General features: G+C 46.5%; 16 protein-coding genes and 1 tRNA gene. 4 read left to right on the top strand and 13 right to left on the bottom strand.

Going from position 1 to position 14469, the window contains the following annotated elements; translation table 11 throughout:
• The first annotated feature begins 378 nt into the window (after window positions 1-378).
• The 3 genes from OXI21_RS01895 to OXI21_RS01885 are packed head-to-tail and all read left to right on the top strand — an operon-like array spanning window position 379 to window position 3806.
• Entirely contained in the window at window positions 379-1329 is a 951-nt protein-coding gene (locus OXI21_RS01895) for a TAXI family TRAP transporter solute-binding subunit (protein WP_279617856.1), read from the top strand.
• Window positions 1313-1825, top strand: a complete 513-nt coding sequence (locus OXI21_RS01890) for a DUF1850 domain-containing protein (protein WP_279617855.1) — start codon at window positions 1313-1315, stop codon at window positions 1823-1825. The genes OXI21_RS01895 and OXI21_RS01890 overlap by 17 nt, the downstream gene beginning before the upstream one ends.
• Entirely contained in the window at window positions 1794-3806 is a 2013-nt protein-coding gene (locus OXI21_RS01885) for a TRAP transporter permease (protein WP_279617854.1), read from the top strand. Before OXI21_RS01890 ends, OXI21_RS01885 begins: the two co-directional genes overlap by 32 nt.
• Window positions 3807-3970: 164 nt before the next feature.
• Here OXI21_RS01885 and secB read toward each other — a convergent pair whose 3' ends face one another.
• The 11 genes from secB to prmA all read right to left on the bottom strand — a co-directional run bounded on the left by secB (window position 3971) and on the right by prmA (window position 11360).
• Entirely contained in the window at window positions 3971-4438 is a 468-nt protein-coding gene (gene secB / locus OXI21_RS01880) for a protein-export chaperone SecB (protein ID WP_279617853.1), read from the bottom strand.
• Between the two features lie 31 nt (window positions 4439-4469).
• Window positions 4470-4724 (bottom strand): glutaredoxin 3, encoded by a 255-nt coding sequence (gene grxC, locus OXI21_RS01875; RefSeq protein WP_279617852.1) that lies wholly within the window; start codon window positions 4722-4724, stop codon window positions 4470-4472.
• 29 nt (window positions 4725-4753) lie between these two features.
• Entirely contained in the window at window positions 4754-5182 is a 429-nt protein-coding gene (locus tag OXI21_RS01870; RefSeq protein ID WP_279617851.1) for a rhodanese-like domain-containing protein, read from the bottom strand.
• 129 nt (window positions 5183-5311) lie between these two features.
• Window positions 5312-6106 (bottom strand): UDP-2,3-diacylglucosamine diphosphatase, encoded by a 795-nt coding sequence (locus OXI21_RS01865; RefSeq protein WP_279617850.1) that lies wholly within the window; start codon window positions 6104-6106, stop codon window positions 5312-5314.
• Between the two features lie 6 nt (window positions 6107-6112).
• Window positions 6113-6616 (bottom strand): peptidylprolyl isomerase, encoded by a 504-nt coding sequence (locus tag OXI21_RS01860; RefSeq protein WP_279617849.1) that lies wholly within the window; start codon window positions 6614-6616, stop codon window positions 6113-6115.
• Window positions 6617-6732: 116 nt separating this feature from the next.
• Window positions 6733-7380 (bottom strand): peptidylprolyl isomerase, encoded by a 648-nt coding sequence (locus tag OXI21_RS01855; protein WP_347815480.1) that lies wholly within the window; start codon window positions 7378-7380, stop codon window positions 6733-6735.
• A 49-nt stretch (window positions 7381-7429) separates the two neighbouring features.
• Window positions 7430-8497: an ornithine carbamoyltransferase subunit F gene (locus tag OXI21_RS01850; RefSeq protein ID WP_279617848.1), complete on the bottom strand. Its 1068-nt coding sequence runs from the start codon at window positions 8495-8497 to the stop codon at window positions 7430-7432.
• Between the two features lie 107 nt (window positions 8498-8604).
• Window positions 8605-9168 (bottom strand): elongation factor P-like protein YeiP, encoded by a 564-nt coding sequence (gene yeiP / locus OXI21_RS01845; RefSeq protein WP_279617847.1) that lies wholly within the window; start codon window positions 9166-9168, stop codon window positions 8605-8607.
• Between the two features lie 47 nt (window positions 9169-9215).
• Window positions 9216-9488: a helix-turn-helix domain-containing protein gene (locus OXI21_RS01840; protein WP_279617846.1), complete on the bottom strand. Its 273-nt coding sequence runs from the start codon at window positions 9486-9488 to the stop codon at window positions 9216-9218.
• Between the two features lie 28 nt (window positions 9489-9516).
• Window positions 9517-10476, bottom strand: coding sequence for a tRNA dihydrouridine synthase DusB (gene dusB / locus OXI21_RS01835; RefSeq protein WP_347815499.1), 960 nt, complete (start codon window positions 10474-10476; stop codon window positions 9517-9519).
• Window positions 10473-11360 (bottom strand): 50S ribosomal protein L11 methyltransferase, encoded by an 888-nt coding sequence (gene prmA, locus OXI21_RS01830; RefSeq protein ID WP_279617844.1) that lies wholly within the window; start codon window positions 11358-11360, stop codon window positions 10473-10475. Before prmA ends, dusB begins: the two co-directional genes overlap by 4 nt.
• A 396-nt stretch (window positions 11361-11756) precedes the next feature.
• Between prmA and OXI21_RS01825 the strand changes: the two genes are divergently transcribed.
• A complete protein-coding gene (locus OXI21_RS01825) occupies window positions 11757-12014 on the top strand; it encodes a succinate dehydrogenase assembly factor 2 (protein WP_279617843.1) in 258 nt (85 codons plus the stop codon).
• 204 nt (window positions 12015-12218) lie between these two features.
• Here OXI21_RS01825 and OXI21_RS01820 read toward each other — a convergent pair.
• Window positions 12219-12294, bottom strand: a tRNA-Thr gene (locus OXI21_RS01820).
• Window positions 12295-12364: 70 nt separating this feature from the next.
• Window positions 12365-14389 (bottom strand): GNAT family N-acetyltransferase, encoded by a 2025-nt coding sequence (locus OXI21_RS01815; RefSeq protein WP_279617842.1) that lies wholly within the window; start codon window positions 14387-14389, stop codon window positions 12365-12367.
• Between the last annotated feature and the right edge of the window lie 80 nt (window positions 14390-14469).

The raw sequence follows: 14469 nt of genomic DNA, 5'->3' as shown, positions 1-14469 counted from the left end.
ACTTAATGCTAAGCTCACCCACTGTTTATGGCCTATCGCCTCGATACCCCAATCGTTCTATAAACAATGTAAGTGATACATAGCATTTAATCTTAAATCGTATTGATAATTATTATCATTCTTATTCAAATGTCAATGCAACTTAGGAATTATTTTCAATAACCCCATTAATATGTTGATTTAAAATGTTTTTAATTTTCTTTTTTTACAAAAACTCACACAAAATAGGGGTAACCAGTTGATTTTCCATATTAAATATTTTTATTTTTGATCTTTCGCAATTAATCCGTTATATAAGAGAGATACGCTTCAAAAAAATTAATAAACCAATTCAGGGGGGAAACAATGGCTTTTAACTTTGTTAAGAAAAGTATATTAATGGTGAGTGCAGTAGCGCTTTTAGCAGCTTGTTCAAACGATGACGCGGCGCCAAGTGCTGACGCGGACGCAAGCAAAGTCAACTCACGCTTTGTCACCATCGCAACGGGCGGTGCATCAGGGCCGTATAACATTATCGCCACCACGCTGAGCGAAATTTACGCCGATAAACATAAAACCAACTCTAAAACGCAAACCACTGGCGCATCAGTTGAGAACATCAACTTGATCCACCAAGGAAAAGCGGAGATGGCATTCTTAATGAGCGACGTATTAAGCCAAGCGGTAAACGGCGAAGGCCCTTTCCCCAATAAAATTGAGAACGTCAATCAGATGGCAGTGCTCTATCCGAACTTTGTGCAGGTCGTCACCTCAAAACGCTCTGGCATCGAAACCCTCGATGATCTTAAAGGCAAACGCGTCGCCGTTGGTGACCAAAACTCCGGCGTTGAAGTGAATGCTCGCACCCTTTTAAACGGGCACGGCATCACCTATAACGATCTTCGCGTCGATTATCTAGGTTATGCAGAAGCGGCGGATGCGCTTAAAGCGGGCCGAATTGATGCGGCGTTCTTAACCAGCGGATTACCAAATGCGTCGCTCATGGAGCTTGAACAAGGATTTGACCTAAAACTTGTGACCATTCGTCCTGAAATGGTGGAAAAGATTGCCCAAGATAAACCCTATTTCACCGCGATGGAGATTCCTGCGAACACCTATGGTAACGCCGAACCCATTGCAACGGCTGCGATCATGAACGCCTTAGCGGTACGCGCCGATTTAAGTGAAGACGATGTGTATAAACTCACAAAAACCTTTTTCGATAGCTTAGGCCAGCTGAGAAACTCTCACCAAGCGGTGAAAGATATCTCACTCGAAGCGGCTCAAAACGGGATGGTTGCACCGATCCACCCGGGCGCGAAAAAATACTACGATGAGCAAAACAAATAGTAAGCGCACTCGTTTACTGAAGGGGGCGCTGATCGCAGCGTTCCCTCTTTTTTTGTCAAATTATCCCGTCACCATTGCCAAGGTGACCTCAGGCGATTTTCGCTGCTATTTTACCGATTCGACCTTTGATCTTGCGTGGATTCACTCTGTGGAGCGCGAACGCTGGATTGAGTCCTATCGTGTGGAAAAAGCGGGATTTCGGCTAGTGCGTTCGAAGTTTAAAACCTTTGGCGCAGGGACACCGAGCAGTGGCACGCTCGTTTCAAATTATGAGGGATTTGTGGAGTATGAAACGGATCTTAAAATCCCTCAGATCCATTGGATTGTCTCGCGTAATGTGGCGTCAACGATTTATCTAGGGAACGCGCCTTTTACGCTTTACGAGCAATTTGATGATTATTCAGAAATGGAGTTTTCTGTTCAAAAATCTCCGCTATGGACATTGTTATTAAAGGATTCTTGTCATGACACATTCAACCCCGAAGGTGGCCGATGAGCAAACGATTTTAGAAAAGTTCGACCGTGAATCGGTGACCCGTGCACCGCAGAACAAAACCGTGGCGCTCTTTATTGCCGCGCTCGCGCTTTTCTACTCCGTTTTTCATCTCTACACCACCTATTATCCCATGCCGCAACTTTTATACCGTGCGACACACGTCTCGGTCGGGCTTGCGCTGATCTTTCTTATCTACCCAACCTATCAATCTCAAAACCGTGCGAAAGTGCCTTGGTATGATTGGATTTTAATGCTGCTTGCGTTTGCCTCACTTGGCTATCTGGTGATGGAATATGACGCGATTATGAATACCCGTGGTGGGATCCCCAATACCTTAGATGTGGTCTTTGGAATCATTACGGTGGCGATTGTGGTCGATGCGGCGCGCCGGGTGATGGGCTGGATTTTACCCATTCTCGCGCTCACATTCTTGCTCTATCCCTTCATCAGTCACTTTGAGTTTATGCCCAATCGTCTCCTAACCCGTCCGTACGATTTAGGCGATATTTTCGGGCAGATGTACCTTAAAACCGAAGGACTCTACTCCACCGCGATCGGGGCATCAGTCTCCTTTATCTTCCTCTTTATCCTCTTTGGTGCCTTCCTTGCCAAATCCGGCATGGGACAGCTATTTAACGATTTAGCGCTCGCGCTTGCCGGCCATAAACAGGGCGGTCCTGCGAAAGTAGCGGTGATTTCAAGCGGCTTTATGGGAAGCATTAATGGATCGGCCGTTGGAAACGTGGTGGGAACCGGGGTATTTACCATTCCGATGATGAAACGCGTGGGCTATAGCGCGAACTTTGCGGGCGCGGTGGAGGCGAGTGCCTCCGTTGGTGGGCAGATTCTTCCGCCGATCATGGGTGCAAGTGCCTTTATTATGGCGGAAACCACCGGCGTTAAATATAGCACCATCGCGATGGCAGCCTTTTTCCCCGCACTTTTATACTATCTTGGCGTGATTGCGCAGGTCCATTTCCGCGCTGGAAAAGATAATCTTAAAGGAATTCCCAAAGCAGATCTTCCCCGCGTAAAAGAGGTACTTCTTGAACGTGGTCATCTTCTGATTCCAATATTTGCGCTGGTCTTTTTCCTCTCTAAATCGGTACCGATCAGCTTTGCTGCATTCTATACCATTGTGATCAGCGTGATTGTGAGCCAATTTAGAAAATCAACGCGCATGAGTTTTAAAGATATTGTCGATGCGCTCATTTCTGGGGCGCGCCAATCCCTTCCAGTGATGGCCGCCTGTGCGGTGGTGGGCATTATTATCGGCACCGTGAGTCTCACCGGATTTGCCAACGTAATGATCTCCATGATCACCAGCATCGGGAAAGATTCTCTCCTCTTAACGCTATTATTAACGATGATCGCGTCGATGATTTTAGGCATGGGCCTTCCATCCATTCCGGCCTATATTATTACCGCAACCATGGCCGCACCTGCCATCGCAGCGCTGGGCGTTCCGGTGATTGTCGCCCATCTCTTTGTCTTCTATTTCGGGCTATTTGCTAATATCACCCCGCCCGTTGCCCTTGCCTCATTTGCAGGTGCAGGCATTGCCGGCGGTGACCCGATGAAGACCGGTTGGCAATCGCTTAAACTGGCACTTGCGGGCTTTATCGTCCCCTTCATGTTTGTCTATAATCCAGCGATGCTCTTTATCGATGTATCGAGCTTAACGAGCATGAACGTGACGGAATTCCCCTTCCCACCCATTAGCTCAATGGTGATGATTACGATCACCTCGATCATGGGCATTATCGCGCTCAGTGCGTCGGTGGAAGGCTACTTTAAAGCAAGCATGAATATTCTCGAACGCCTCATCTTAGCGGCTGGTGCACTGATGCTTATCGTTCCAGAAACCTATTCTGATGTGGCAGGGCTAATTGTCGTAGGTGGATCGATCGCCTTTAATATTATTAAAGCGCAACGCGAAAATCCGCCCTCAAGACCGCAAGCGGTTCTCATCGAGAAGTAACAGTAATCAAGCAATAGGTTTTTTACAACGCTTTTAAACGCCTCCCATCAAACGGGAGGCAACAAAAAAACCCGCAGTGCCGTTTCCACTTGCGGGTTTTTTATCGCTTTTTTATAACTTTTTATATCGTACGTATCGATTTAATGCACGATTAAAGGCATTACTTACGCATCGGTTTCCGCGCTATTTGCTGCTTCTTCTGCCAGTTGCGCTTGACGATGTGCAAAGATTGCATCAAAGTTAATCGGCGCTAAGATTACAGGCGGGAAGCCCGCACGAACGACGAGATTATCGAGCGTTTCGCGCACATAGGGGAATAAGATATTGGGGCAATAGGCACCTTTCATGTGCTCAAGCTGCTCGTCGGTAAATCCGCCAAGCTCAAAGATCCCCGCTTGTTCCACTTCCGCTAAGAACATAGTTTTTTTCTCGCCATATTCTGCCGTTAACGTCACGCGTAGACGCACTTCAAAGATATCCCCTTCAAGGTTTTCTGAGTCATTGCTCAGTTGAACCGAGATATCGGGGTTTTGCATATTTTTAAACACATCCGGTGAGTTTGGTGACTCAAGTGAAATATTTTTCGTGTAGATGCGTTGAATATCGAAACGTTGTTCCGGTTGATTGCTCATGATGAATCCTTTTGACTGCTTGAAAAATTAATTATTCGCCTTTTAAATGTGCGTCTAATTCGCCTTTACGATCAAGCGCCATTAAATCATCGCAACCGCCGACATGGAAATCGCCGATGAAGATTTGTGGAACGGTACCACGTCCTGAACGTTTTTTGCTCTCATCCCATACTTTAGGATCAGAATTTACATCGTGAAGCGTTACATTCACGCCTTTTTTCTCTAAAAGTGCGAGCGCACGTTTGCAGTAAGGGCACGATGCCATGTAATACATTTCAACTTTCATAGGGTTCTCCTTGTTGGATTAGTCTAAAATTATCGTTTCGTCACGGGAAGCTTTTGGTCAATCCACGCATCAATTCCACCGTTGATTGAGTAGAAAAGATTATCTTCTTTATGGGATTTACGCAGGTTAATGCACGCCTGGCTTGAACGCGCCCCTGAATCACAATAAAAAATCACTTTCTTACCACGGTATGAATCGAGTTGGGTGAATTTATTCTCAAGATCTTTCATCTCAAGATGTTTCGCCGTCGGAATGTGGCCTTCGCTAAATTGCTTTTTCGCACGGAGGTCAAAAATAATCGCCTCTTCATTGTTCGATGCTTTGAGCGTATCAAGCACCGAAATTAAAAAGCGTTTGCTGCGTGAGATATTGATCTCGTTGCCCACAATTAAAACGGCAAGGACAATAAGCGCCCCAAAATAGAAGATGTTTTGCTGAAAAAAGGTTAAAAAATCCATATAAATGATCTATTCATAAATTTAAATAATAAGTCTTAAGTCTACCTTATCTTGCGCGAAAATGATATTTTCCCCACGATTGTTTTCCACAATTTCCCTGATAATGATCAGCGATCTATCAACCCTTCATCAAGAGCCGATAATCGGCACCCCAATTCGGGAAATTTCACCCGTATCCGTGCGCACAAGGTAATCGCCAGTTTTGTCCCAATCACTCAACACATAGCGCGTTCCGAAAGTTTCTCTGTGAGTGTTTGGCCGGTGCGTATGCCCATGAATCATCTCGGTTAAACCATAGCGTTTAAAGACGCGGTTGACGGTCTCCTGTGAGACATCAATAATCGCTTTATCGGCGCGATTTTTGCTCGTCTCCCGAATTTTATTGGCTAACTTTAAGCGATACGAACGCGGCGTGCGGCGCAAAATAAAGAGGGTGATGGGATTGCGAATCCAGCGTTTATAGCGCTGATATTCCACGTCATCAGTACAGAGCTCATCGCCATGTAGCAGCATCAGACCGGGCGCTTCAGATAACCGGTAAAAGGGCGGAATAATCGTCATCTGACACGACTTTGCAAATTGTTTCCCGATGGCAAAATCGCGATTTCCCGGTTGAAAATAGAGCTCAACGCCACGATCAGCAAGCGCACGCGCATGCTCCCTAAACTCCGCAGCAATGGGAGATTCAATATCATCGCCCGCCCAAAAGTTAAAGAGATCGCCCAAGATATAGAGTTTTTTTACTCCAGAGGAGATGTCAATTGCTCCCGATTGTGCCAATTCCCCCGGGATTTCTTTAGAGATAGAGGCGGAATCAGCAGCAGCCCCATACGAGGCATTAATTTGGTCCAAAAATGCAAAAAAAGCCGACGAGATGACTCGGCGGCTTTCACATAGATGAATATCGCTCACAAAGAGGATCATTCGCGATTACTCTTCGATGATCTCAACGCGATCAATGACGATATCGTCAACGGGAACGTCGCGGTGACCACGGCGTGAGGTGGTTTCAACCGCTGCCATTTTGTTGATCACATCCATTCCGTCAACCACTTTACCAAACACGCAGTAACCCCAACCTTGCATGGTCGGTGATTTGAAGTTAAGAAAATCGTTATCCACTAAGTTGATGAAAAATTGGCTCGTTGCAGAGTGTGGCTCCATGGTGCGTGCCATCGCAAGCGTGCCCACATCATTTTTAAGACCGTTGTCCGCTTCGTTTTCGATCGGCGCTAATTGGCCTTCATGCTTATCGATCATGCCTTCGACTAAGCCGCCGCCTTGAACCATAAAGCCCGGAATAATGCGGTGGAAAAGGGTATCAACATAGTATCCTGAACGGCAATACTCTAAGAAATTCGCCGCTGTTTTTGGCGCATTTTCGTGGTCTAATTCAATGGTAAATGTACCCATTGAGGTATGAAATTTAATCATAACGTCCTTCTATCTCCTTTAAATATGATCTTGAGGAGGCGCGCCCCTCAAACCTAAGAGTAATTATAGTCAATCGGCCCGCTAAAGTCAGACCGATTTCGCATCCTTTTATGGCATTAATCCACAAGCGGGGTTTCAATCAGATAGATCTCATTGATTTTGATCGTTTCACGTGGAACATCACTGTGACCCCTTGAGTTTCCAGTTTTAACTTTCGCGATCGCGTCAACCACATCCATTCCTGAAATCACTCGCCCAAAAACCGCATAGCCATCGCTTTTACGCGAATAATCTAAAAAGTCATTATCTTTTAAATTGATGAAAAACTGGCTCGTTGCGGAATGGGGGTAGTTTGTCCGCGCCATAGCAAACGTTCCACGAGCATTGCTCACCCCGTTTTTTGCTTCATTTTGAATCGCAGGATAGAGCGCTTTTTTCTGACTCATCGTCTCATCAAATCCGCCGCCTTGGATCATAAAGCCGTCAATCACGCGGTGGAAAATTAACCCATCAAAAAAACCGGCATTGATGTAATCCACAAAGTTTTGTACGGTGATCGGCGCATTTTGGAAATCGAGTTTCGCGATAATTACCCCTTTTGAGGTGATCATCTTAATGTGCACATCTTCAGTAACCTTTTCAATCGTAATGCGATCATCAGCGATCTGCGGTTGTGAGGCCGCTTCCTCGGCAAAACCGGTGGAAAATTGGCTCAAGCCCATAAGCGCTAACAGGCAAAGACTCTTTTTAAATCCGACTCTCATGGTGTTCTTCCTCAATAATAAATCTGATGGCTCATTATACCCTGATTGTTTAGGAAAATGCTTCCTCAAAGAGCGTCGCATAGAGCAGCGCTTCAATGGCGTGCATTCGGTTTTCCGCTTCATTCATCACAATTGAGCGATCAGAGCGAAACACCGCGTCGGTCACCTCCATTCCCTCTTTAAGCGCAGGGAAAGCCTCAATTAATTCCGATGCCACCCGCGTTTTTCCATCGTGAAAAGCGGGCAAACAGTGCATCAATTTCGCCTTAGGAAAGCGTTCCATCACCGCCTCATTGACCTGATAGGGAAAGAGCGCCTCAATCCGCGGACGCCAATTTTCAAGGGAATAATCGTACGAGAGCCAGACATCGGTATAGATAAAATCGATGTTGCCGGGATCTGGAATCTCGCCGAAAGATTCCACCTCCACCACGCGCCCATGCCCCTCGCCAGATTCAATGAGCGCACGCGTCAATTCATCGCAGACTCGGCAACGCGCCTCACTCATCTGATACTGTAACGGCGAAACCAAATAGAGGGTAAAGCCCATTTTAAGCGCGAGTCCCGCAAGGGAAAAAGCGATGTTGTTACTCGCATCGCCCGTAAACACGAGGCGAATTGATTCAAGCGGCGTAGCGGTCTCTTCGAGCATCGTCATCAGATCGGCGAGCATTTGGGTGGGGTGATTGCAATCGGTCATCGCGTTAATCACCGGGACACGCGCCCCGTGATGAAGCTCTTTAAGCATCTTATGATCATCTGTACGCATCACTAACAGATCATACATGCGACTTAACACCGCGCCCGTATCCTCAATGCTCTCTTTTTCGCCCATCTGCGAGCGCCCCATATCGTAATAGGTGGTCATCGCGCCCAAATTAAAGCTCGCCACTTCAAAAGCGGAGCGGGTGCGGGTTGAAGTTTGATTAAACAGAAGCGCTATCTTTTTATGGCGAAGCGTTGGGTTAAAGCCTGCTTTGATCGCGCGAGCAAGCGTCATTAATTGTAAGATCGCCTCTTTTGAAAAGGGCGCAAGCGAGAGACAATCGGCTTGAAAAAAGGGATTGGGTGAGGCATTTGAATCTGTTGAAATAGTTGGGGCAGTTAAATCAATCATCGATGGGAAATTAGTTGGTTTATTAAATTTATTAAAAATATTAAATGGGGCAAAATAAAAAACGCCCTTTAATTGCTTAAAGAGCGTTTCGCTGAATCGTCATCCGCTTAGGCGCGGCTCACATATTCACGGGTTTCGGTGTTGACCACAATGTGGGTGCCATTTTCAATATATTCGGGCACTTGCACACTGATTCCTGTGGAGAGTTTTGCAGGTTTCGTCCGGCGGGTCGCGCTCGCACCTTTTAGTTCAGGCGCGGTATCGACCACTTCTAAAATCACTTGTTGGGGTAATTGAAGCGCAACCGGTACGCCCTCAATTAAGGAGACGTAATAGCCTTCAACGCCCTCAAGTACAAATGCCGCATCTTCACCTAATTGACGCTCAGAGAGATAATATTGGGTGAAATCTTCGTTATCCATAAAGACGAAATTATCCTCATCTTTAAAGGAGAACATCGCTTCACGGCGGGATAAAATCGCCTCTTCGAGCTCATCATCTTGGCGCAATGAAAGATCGAGTTTATTACCATCGGGGATTGAGAACATCTGCACGCGATAGGTGGTATTACCCCCTCGTGCGGTGGGCGCGGATCGTTCAACATCACGCACCGTATAGTACGTTCCGTTATGCAAAATTACCTGGCCTTTTCTCACATCATTTACTTTCATGGTTCACCTCTTTTCTTTAGCGCGCAACAATGCGCAACGAATCGATCTTACGCTTTATGGTCGCGCGGATCGATATCAAAATAATCTAAACGCTTTTTCAGCGTTGAACGGGTAATCCCCAAAATCTCTGAGGCTTTCGACTGATTACCATCCGTGTAATCTAACACCTTCTCAAAGAGCGGACGCTCAACTTCATTGATCACTAAGCGATAAAGGTTAGGCGGATATTTTCCATCTAACATGCTTGAAATCTCATCAATAGCCTCTTTAACCGCTTCACGCAACGGCATATGATCTTTGATACGTTCACGAGAAATCATTCTTACAAAACTCCTTAATTAAACAATACTAGGCGGCTTCTTTTGAGCGAAAAACAATTGTTTCAATCCATTTCAATTGTTCACACTCGCTCGTTGCTGCGAGCATTTGAGCACGCCACCGGGGGGGAATATCTCTATCTTTTAAATACCAGAGCAGATGCTTACGCGAGATGCGCAGCGCCTTTGCTTCACCATAAAAGGCATGCAACGCGCGCAAATGTCTGGTGATTACCGAAACTCGTTCTTCATCATTAGGGATATAAGTCGTGCCCGTTGTGAGCGACCTGAAAATCCATGGGTTGCCCATTGCCGCGCGTCCAATCATCACGCCATCGGCTTTCGTGTATTCACGCACCCTGTTTGCCTTCTCAATGGAATCGATATCGCCATTAGCAATAACCGGAATCGACACTGCGGCTTTCACCTGCCGAATCGTTTCATATTCCGCCTCACCCATAAAGCGATCTTCACGGGTACGGCCATGCACGGTGAGCGCTTGAATCCCGAGGGATTCCGCCATCTGTGCAATGGTCACGGCATTTTTATGGGACCGATCCCAACCGGTGCGAATTTTGAGCGTCACGGGAACATCCACCGCGCCCACAATCGCCGTCAAAATCGCTTCCACCAACGCTTCATCTTGCATCAATGCCGATCCTGCGGCTTTCTTACACACCTTTTTGGCCGGACAGCCCATATTGATATCGATAATGTCGGCACCTTGCGCAACATTTAATTGAGCGAGCGACGCCATCTCACCGGGTTCCACGCCTAATAGCTGGGAACTGATGGGATAGGTTTCGCCCTCGTAATTCATCTTAAGCAGCGTCTCTTCATTCGCTCTTAAATCAGGATTGGCATTGACCATCTCGGACACAGCAAGCCCAGCGCCCATCTCGCGACATAAGATGCGAAAGGGGCGATCGGTCACACCGGCCATGGGGGCTAATAAAAATGGAGACGCTAACGCAATCTCACCAATTTTCATGCCTTTCTCACCCCATGGAGACGAGTCCATTCCTCAACGGTTTTATCCTCTTTAAAATCAAATTCATTGGCATAGGCCGCTTTGACGCGTTCGGCATCGTGATCTAAAAGACCCGCTAGCACTAAATGCCCTCCCGGCTCAACGTATTTCGTTAAGGTGGGCGCTAATTCGATTAAAGGTCCTGAGAGAATATTGGCCAGCACCACTTTCACCTTCGGCGGATTAAAATCCTCGGGGAGTTTTGGCTCAATATCCACATGATTACGAAACGCATTCTGTTTCGTCGCTAACAGCGCTTGCGGATCGATATCCGTGCTGTAGCACACTTTGGCATTGAGTAACTTCGCAGCTATTCCTAAGATGCCCGAACCGCACCCATAATCGATCACCGCTTGGCCTTTAAAGACTTCGATATTATTCGAGAGCCATTCAAGACACATAGCAGTCGTAGGATGAGTGCCGGTTCCAAACGCGAGGCCTGGATCGAGCATCACTGTGGCAATTTCTGGCTCAGGGGGATCTAAATGCGTTGGGCAGATCCATAAATTTTCACCAAATTTGATGGGCTTATAATGATCTTTCCACGCGCCGACCCAATCCTGATCTTCCAGTTCTTTGGTGGCAACAATGGGTAAAAATGGTTGTTTAAGATGGGCAGTAAGCGCTTCTTTAATCGCATCAACATCGCAAGGATATTCAAACATTCCTGTGACTAAGGTTTCGCTCCAGAGTGGCACTTCACCGGGAAGTGGCTCATAGATCGGTTCATCACCGGCATCCTTCATAGTGACTGCGATCGCGCCCGCTTCAAACAGAGCTTCATCAAGCTCCTCAGGCGTTACCATCCCGCTCGCCTTTAAGGTGAGCTCAAACCATTTTTTCATATCATACCTATGTCACTAATAAATCCGAAGGGCATGAATATTAGCCAATTTAGCTCCCTCTCGTCAAGCGAAATAGCGTAACTTCTTTGGAAATGAATCCGTTAAGTCAAGGGAAAAACTGATCAACTTATATCCAATTTGAAAGTAGATCATAACAAAAATCAATCAATTTTGACTAAATTTTTGCTAATTAAAACGCGCATAATCCGGGAAAAATCGGGGAGAAATTTCCGCGAATGCGCCTTTGATCGACCGGTTATGATACCACAGAGATCAATTGTCGACGAAGGAATCACGCCGGCGCATGCAAAGGGACGAAAAGTTTAGTATGCTATTTCTTTTAGCTTTCCACTGCCCGCCATCGGGCGTTCACCCTATCAAAAGAGGATACGCGGAATGAGTCAGGATAAATACGATTTACGAAAAATCAAATGGCGCTCACGCCGAGGGATGCGCGAATTAGATCAGCTGTGTGACAACTATCTTGAAAATTATTTTGAGAAAGCGCCCGATGAGGAGAAAGATCTCTACCTCTCGCTCCTCGATATGCAAGACCCTGAACTCTATGCGCTCTTAATGCATAAAGCGCCCTATCCCAATGAAGCGATTAAAGCGCTGGTATTAAAAATGAATCCCCACCTGCTTGAGGATTAATGTTTGAGAATTAATATCCATTAGGAAACATTAAAAATACTAGAAAGCATTAACAAAGACAGATATTTAAAACCCACCTCGTGTGGGTTTTTCTCATAGATTTTAATGCATTACAGATACTTTTCGAGAGATTCTGGGCAATAAAAAACGCCTTAAGCGTAATCACTTAAGGCGTTTAAAATCTGGATTGGAAGACTAAGTAAATGGTGCCGGCACCACGAATCGAACGCGGGACCTACTGATTACAAGTCAGTTGCTCTACCTGCTGAGCTATACCGGCTTCGTCTCCAATTGAGATAACGATTCTATACAACAAAATTGAGCCTGTCAACTGCTGCGCAAAAATTATTCTACTTATTTTTATCCGCCTTGTTAAGCGCCCGTTTCTGCCTAGAAAATGCGCCAAAAAGGGCGGGCGTTGGCTTCTTAAATTGCGTCGTCGCATCAATTGCAGCACAGTCTACCTCATCCCATTTCCCCTGCCGTCCACGTGCCGCTAACAGAGGTTTAATCTCATCGCGAATAAAGGGTGCATATTGCCATTCATAGGCATCGTGCTGCCATTTTTCCACTCGATTGTTAAGCCAATCTTCACCCCTTTTTGAAAGCGCTCGCATCACAACGCCGGCATGGAGCGCGGTCGTTTTATCTTGATGAGTGCCAAGATGAATCCAAGTAAATCCGGCTGCTTCCCAAAATTTAAGCAGCGATTCGGTGAGCCCAAAACTTGCGCTCAGAAAATCGATCTGTTTCATATGCGTTTCAAGTGCCCGAATCATCGTTGAGGCGAGCCCTTCCCGGCGCTTATCCGCCACCACTGAAATCCGCGAAATCCGCACTGAGCGCATCAACATCGGTTCCCAATCATAGCCGTGCGTACCAAGCATTTGCGGGACGAGATTCCCTTTTGGGCGGCGCAGACCACGGTAGATCGCAATCGCTAACGCCTCATCAATCTCACCCTCTAAAAGCCCCCAAATTGCCCCTTGAACGCGCCCATTTTCCACATAAATCACCACCAAACTTTCTGGATCATCAAAAAGACGGCGAATGTCTTGAATATTGGTTTGATAATGAGTTTCATTGAGAAGATGGTAGACCGCGCCAAAGAGCGCTCGGTTTTGCCGAAAATCCGCCATCGTACAAATCTGATTATCCCCCTTTTCCTCATCGGCATGCCAATCATCCGGAAGAAAAAGCGTAATGCCCTCGTAAACCGAATCACTTTTGAGTGGCTCACTTGGATAGAAATCCCCTTCAAAGCGCAGATAATCACACAGCTGTGAAACTGCATCACCTACTACAAAACGGAAGAGCTCGGTCAGGGTAAAGTGCTTTTTCACCGGCACGAGCTCATAGAATTTCTCTCGCAGACCTTGGTTTGTCCCCTCATAATTTTCCACCGAAGAGATCAGTAAGGTTTTATGGCACAGCGCACAGAGCCGCTCAAGTTTTGCTAAAGGAATCTTTGCCGCTTCATCGATAATCAGCGTTTTGGCGGGATCAATCTCAACCGCTCCAGAGAGGAGCATATCCGGCGCATAAAAGAGCGTCTCACCAGCATTCAGTGCGCCTCTAAAATCATGATAACGACTGATCGCACTCTGATTCGGTGCGGTGAGCAGATATTGATGGGGCTTTTGCTCAATAAGTGCATTCCCGACCACCGATTTCCCAACGCCTCGCGGCGCAAAAAGGGTCGCAATGCCCTCTTCCATGGTTGTAAATTCGTGGAGGATGGCTTTTTGTTCGGGACTTAATGAGAGTGCGTCTGAAGGCTTTTCAGAAGAGGGCTCGGAGTGGTCTGATTCACCGGTGTCACATCGCGCAAACTCCTCAAGGTATTCCGGTAATGAATCGGGCGTTAAAGTCATGGTAGCAAACTCTCTTAATCCATCATAAAAAAACTGATCAAAATAGGGCGTTGCGATCGCTTCACGATGAAAGCGGGTACTCGCTTGTTGATAGATTTCAGACTGCGTGTTTTTCGGGACAATCAGCCACACCGATCCGCCGCGTTTCACTGCATAGAGACTTGAAAGCAGGTAATCGAGCGATACTCCCTCACGCGTATCAAAAATGAGATGATTAATGGTACTCCCAAGGAGCGCTTTTCCATGGCGGAGCGGATGATACGGTTGAGCCTCCTCACTCAGAACCTCATCACTCAATATCAAATCACTCAGCACCACGACATTGTCATCTTGTAACGTATGACAGATCGTCTCGATCATACTCTTAACGACCGCGCCATCGTGATGATCCTCATCGACCATTAATAGCTGTAAACGGCGCGCATTTGGAGGCGCTTGAAGTGAACAATCAGAGGGATTGATAAGCGCAGAATTTTGAGAAAAAGGGATTTGAGGCGACATAACAACTCACGCAAAAGAGACTATGCAGATGAATGTACAGGATTTTTAGGGAGATAACAAAAAAGACCTTAAACAATCGC

This window comes from Ignatzschineria sp. RMDPL8A (genome assembly GCF_029815055.1).
Taxonomy (GTDB): Bacteria; Pseudomonadota; Gammaproteobacteria; order Cardiobacteriales; family Wohlfahrtiimonadaceae; genus CALZBJ01.
Note: the sequence above shows the minus strand (reverse complement) of the source record. Positions and strands in the feature narration are given on the sequence as shown.

What these genes read in the sequence shown, in the direction of transcription:
- OXI21_RS01855 (WP_347815480.1), bottom strand. Translation starts at nt 7,380, where the DNA reads ATGAGAGTCGGATTTAAAAAGAGTCTTTGCCTGTTAGCGCTTATGGGC.
- OXI21_RS01815 (WP_279617842.1), bottom strand. Translation starts at nt 14,389, where the DNA reads ATGTCGCCTCAAATCCCTTTTTCTCAAAATTCTGCGCTTATCAATCCC.
- OXI21_RS01825 (WP_279617843.1), top strand. Translation starts at nt 11,757, where the DNA reads ATGAGTCAGGATAAATACGATTTACGAAAAATCAAATGGCGCTCACGC.
- OXI21_RS01885 (WP_279617854.1), top strand. Translation starts at nt 1,794, where the DNA reads ATGACACATTCAACCCCGAAGGTGGCCGATGAGCAAACGATTTTAGAA.
- OXI21_RS01840 (WP_279617846.1), bottom strand. Translation starts at nt 9,488, where the DNA reads ATGATTTCTCGTGAACGTATCAAAGATCATATGCCGTTGCGTGAAGCG.
- grxC (WP_279617852.1), bottom strand. Translation starts at nt 4,724, where the DNA reads ATGAAAGTTGAAATGTATTACATGGCATCGTGCCCTTACTGCAAACGT.
- prmA (WP_279617844.1), bottom strand. Translation starts at nt 11,360, where the DNA reads ATGAAAAAATGGTTTGAGCTCACCTTAAAGGCGAGCGGGATGGTAACG.
- OXI21_RS01865 (WP_279617850.1), bottom strand. Translation starts at nt 6,106, where the DNA reads ATGATCCTCTTTGTGAGCGATATTCATCTATGTGAAAGCCGCCGAGTC.
- OXI21_RS01850 (WP_279617848.1), bottom strand. Translation starts at nt 8,497, where the DNA reads ATGATTGATTTAACTGCCCCAACTATTTCAACAGATTCAAATGCCTCA.
- OXI21_RS01860 (WP_279617849.1), bottom strand. Translation starts at nt 6,616, where the DNA reads ATGATTAAATTTCATACCTCAATGGGTACATTTACCATTGAATTAGAC.
- OXI21_RS01895 (WP_279617856.1), top strand. Translation starts at nt 379, where the DNA reads ATGGTGAGTGCAGTAGCGCTTTTAGCAGCTTGTTCAAACGATGACGCG.
- secB (WP_279617853.1), bottom strand. Translation starts at nt 4,438, where the DNA reads ATGAGCAATCAACCGGAACAACGTTTCGATATTCAACGCATCTACACG.
- OXI21_RS01870 (WP_279617851.1), bottom strand. Translation starts at nt 5,182, where the DNA reads ATGGATTTTTTAACCTTTTTTCAGCAAAACATCTTCTATTTTGGGGCG.
- yeiP (WP_279617847.1), bottom strand. Translation starts at nt 9,168, where the DNA reads ATGAAAGTAAATGATGTGAGAAAAGGCCAGGTAATTTTGCATAACGGA.
- dusB (WP_347815499.1), bottom strand. Translation starts at nt 10,476, where the DNA reads ATGAAAATTGGTGAGATTGCGTTAGCGTCTCCATTTTTATTAGCCCCC.
- OXI21_RS01890 (WP_279617855.1), top strand. Translation starts at nt 1,313, where the DNA reads ATGAGCAAAACAAATAGTAAGCGCACTCGTTTACTGAAGGGGGCGCTG.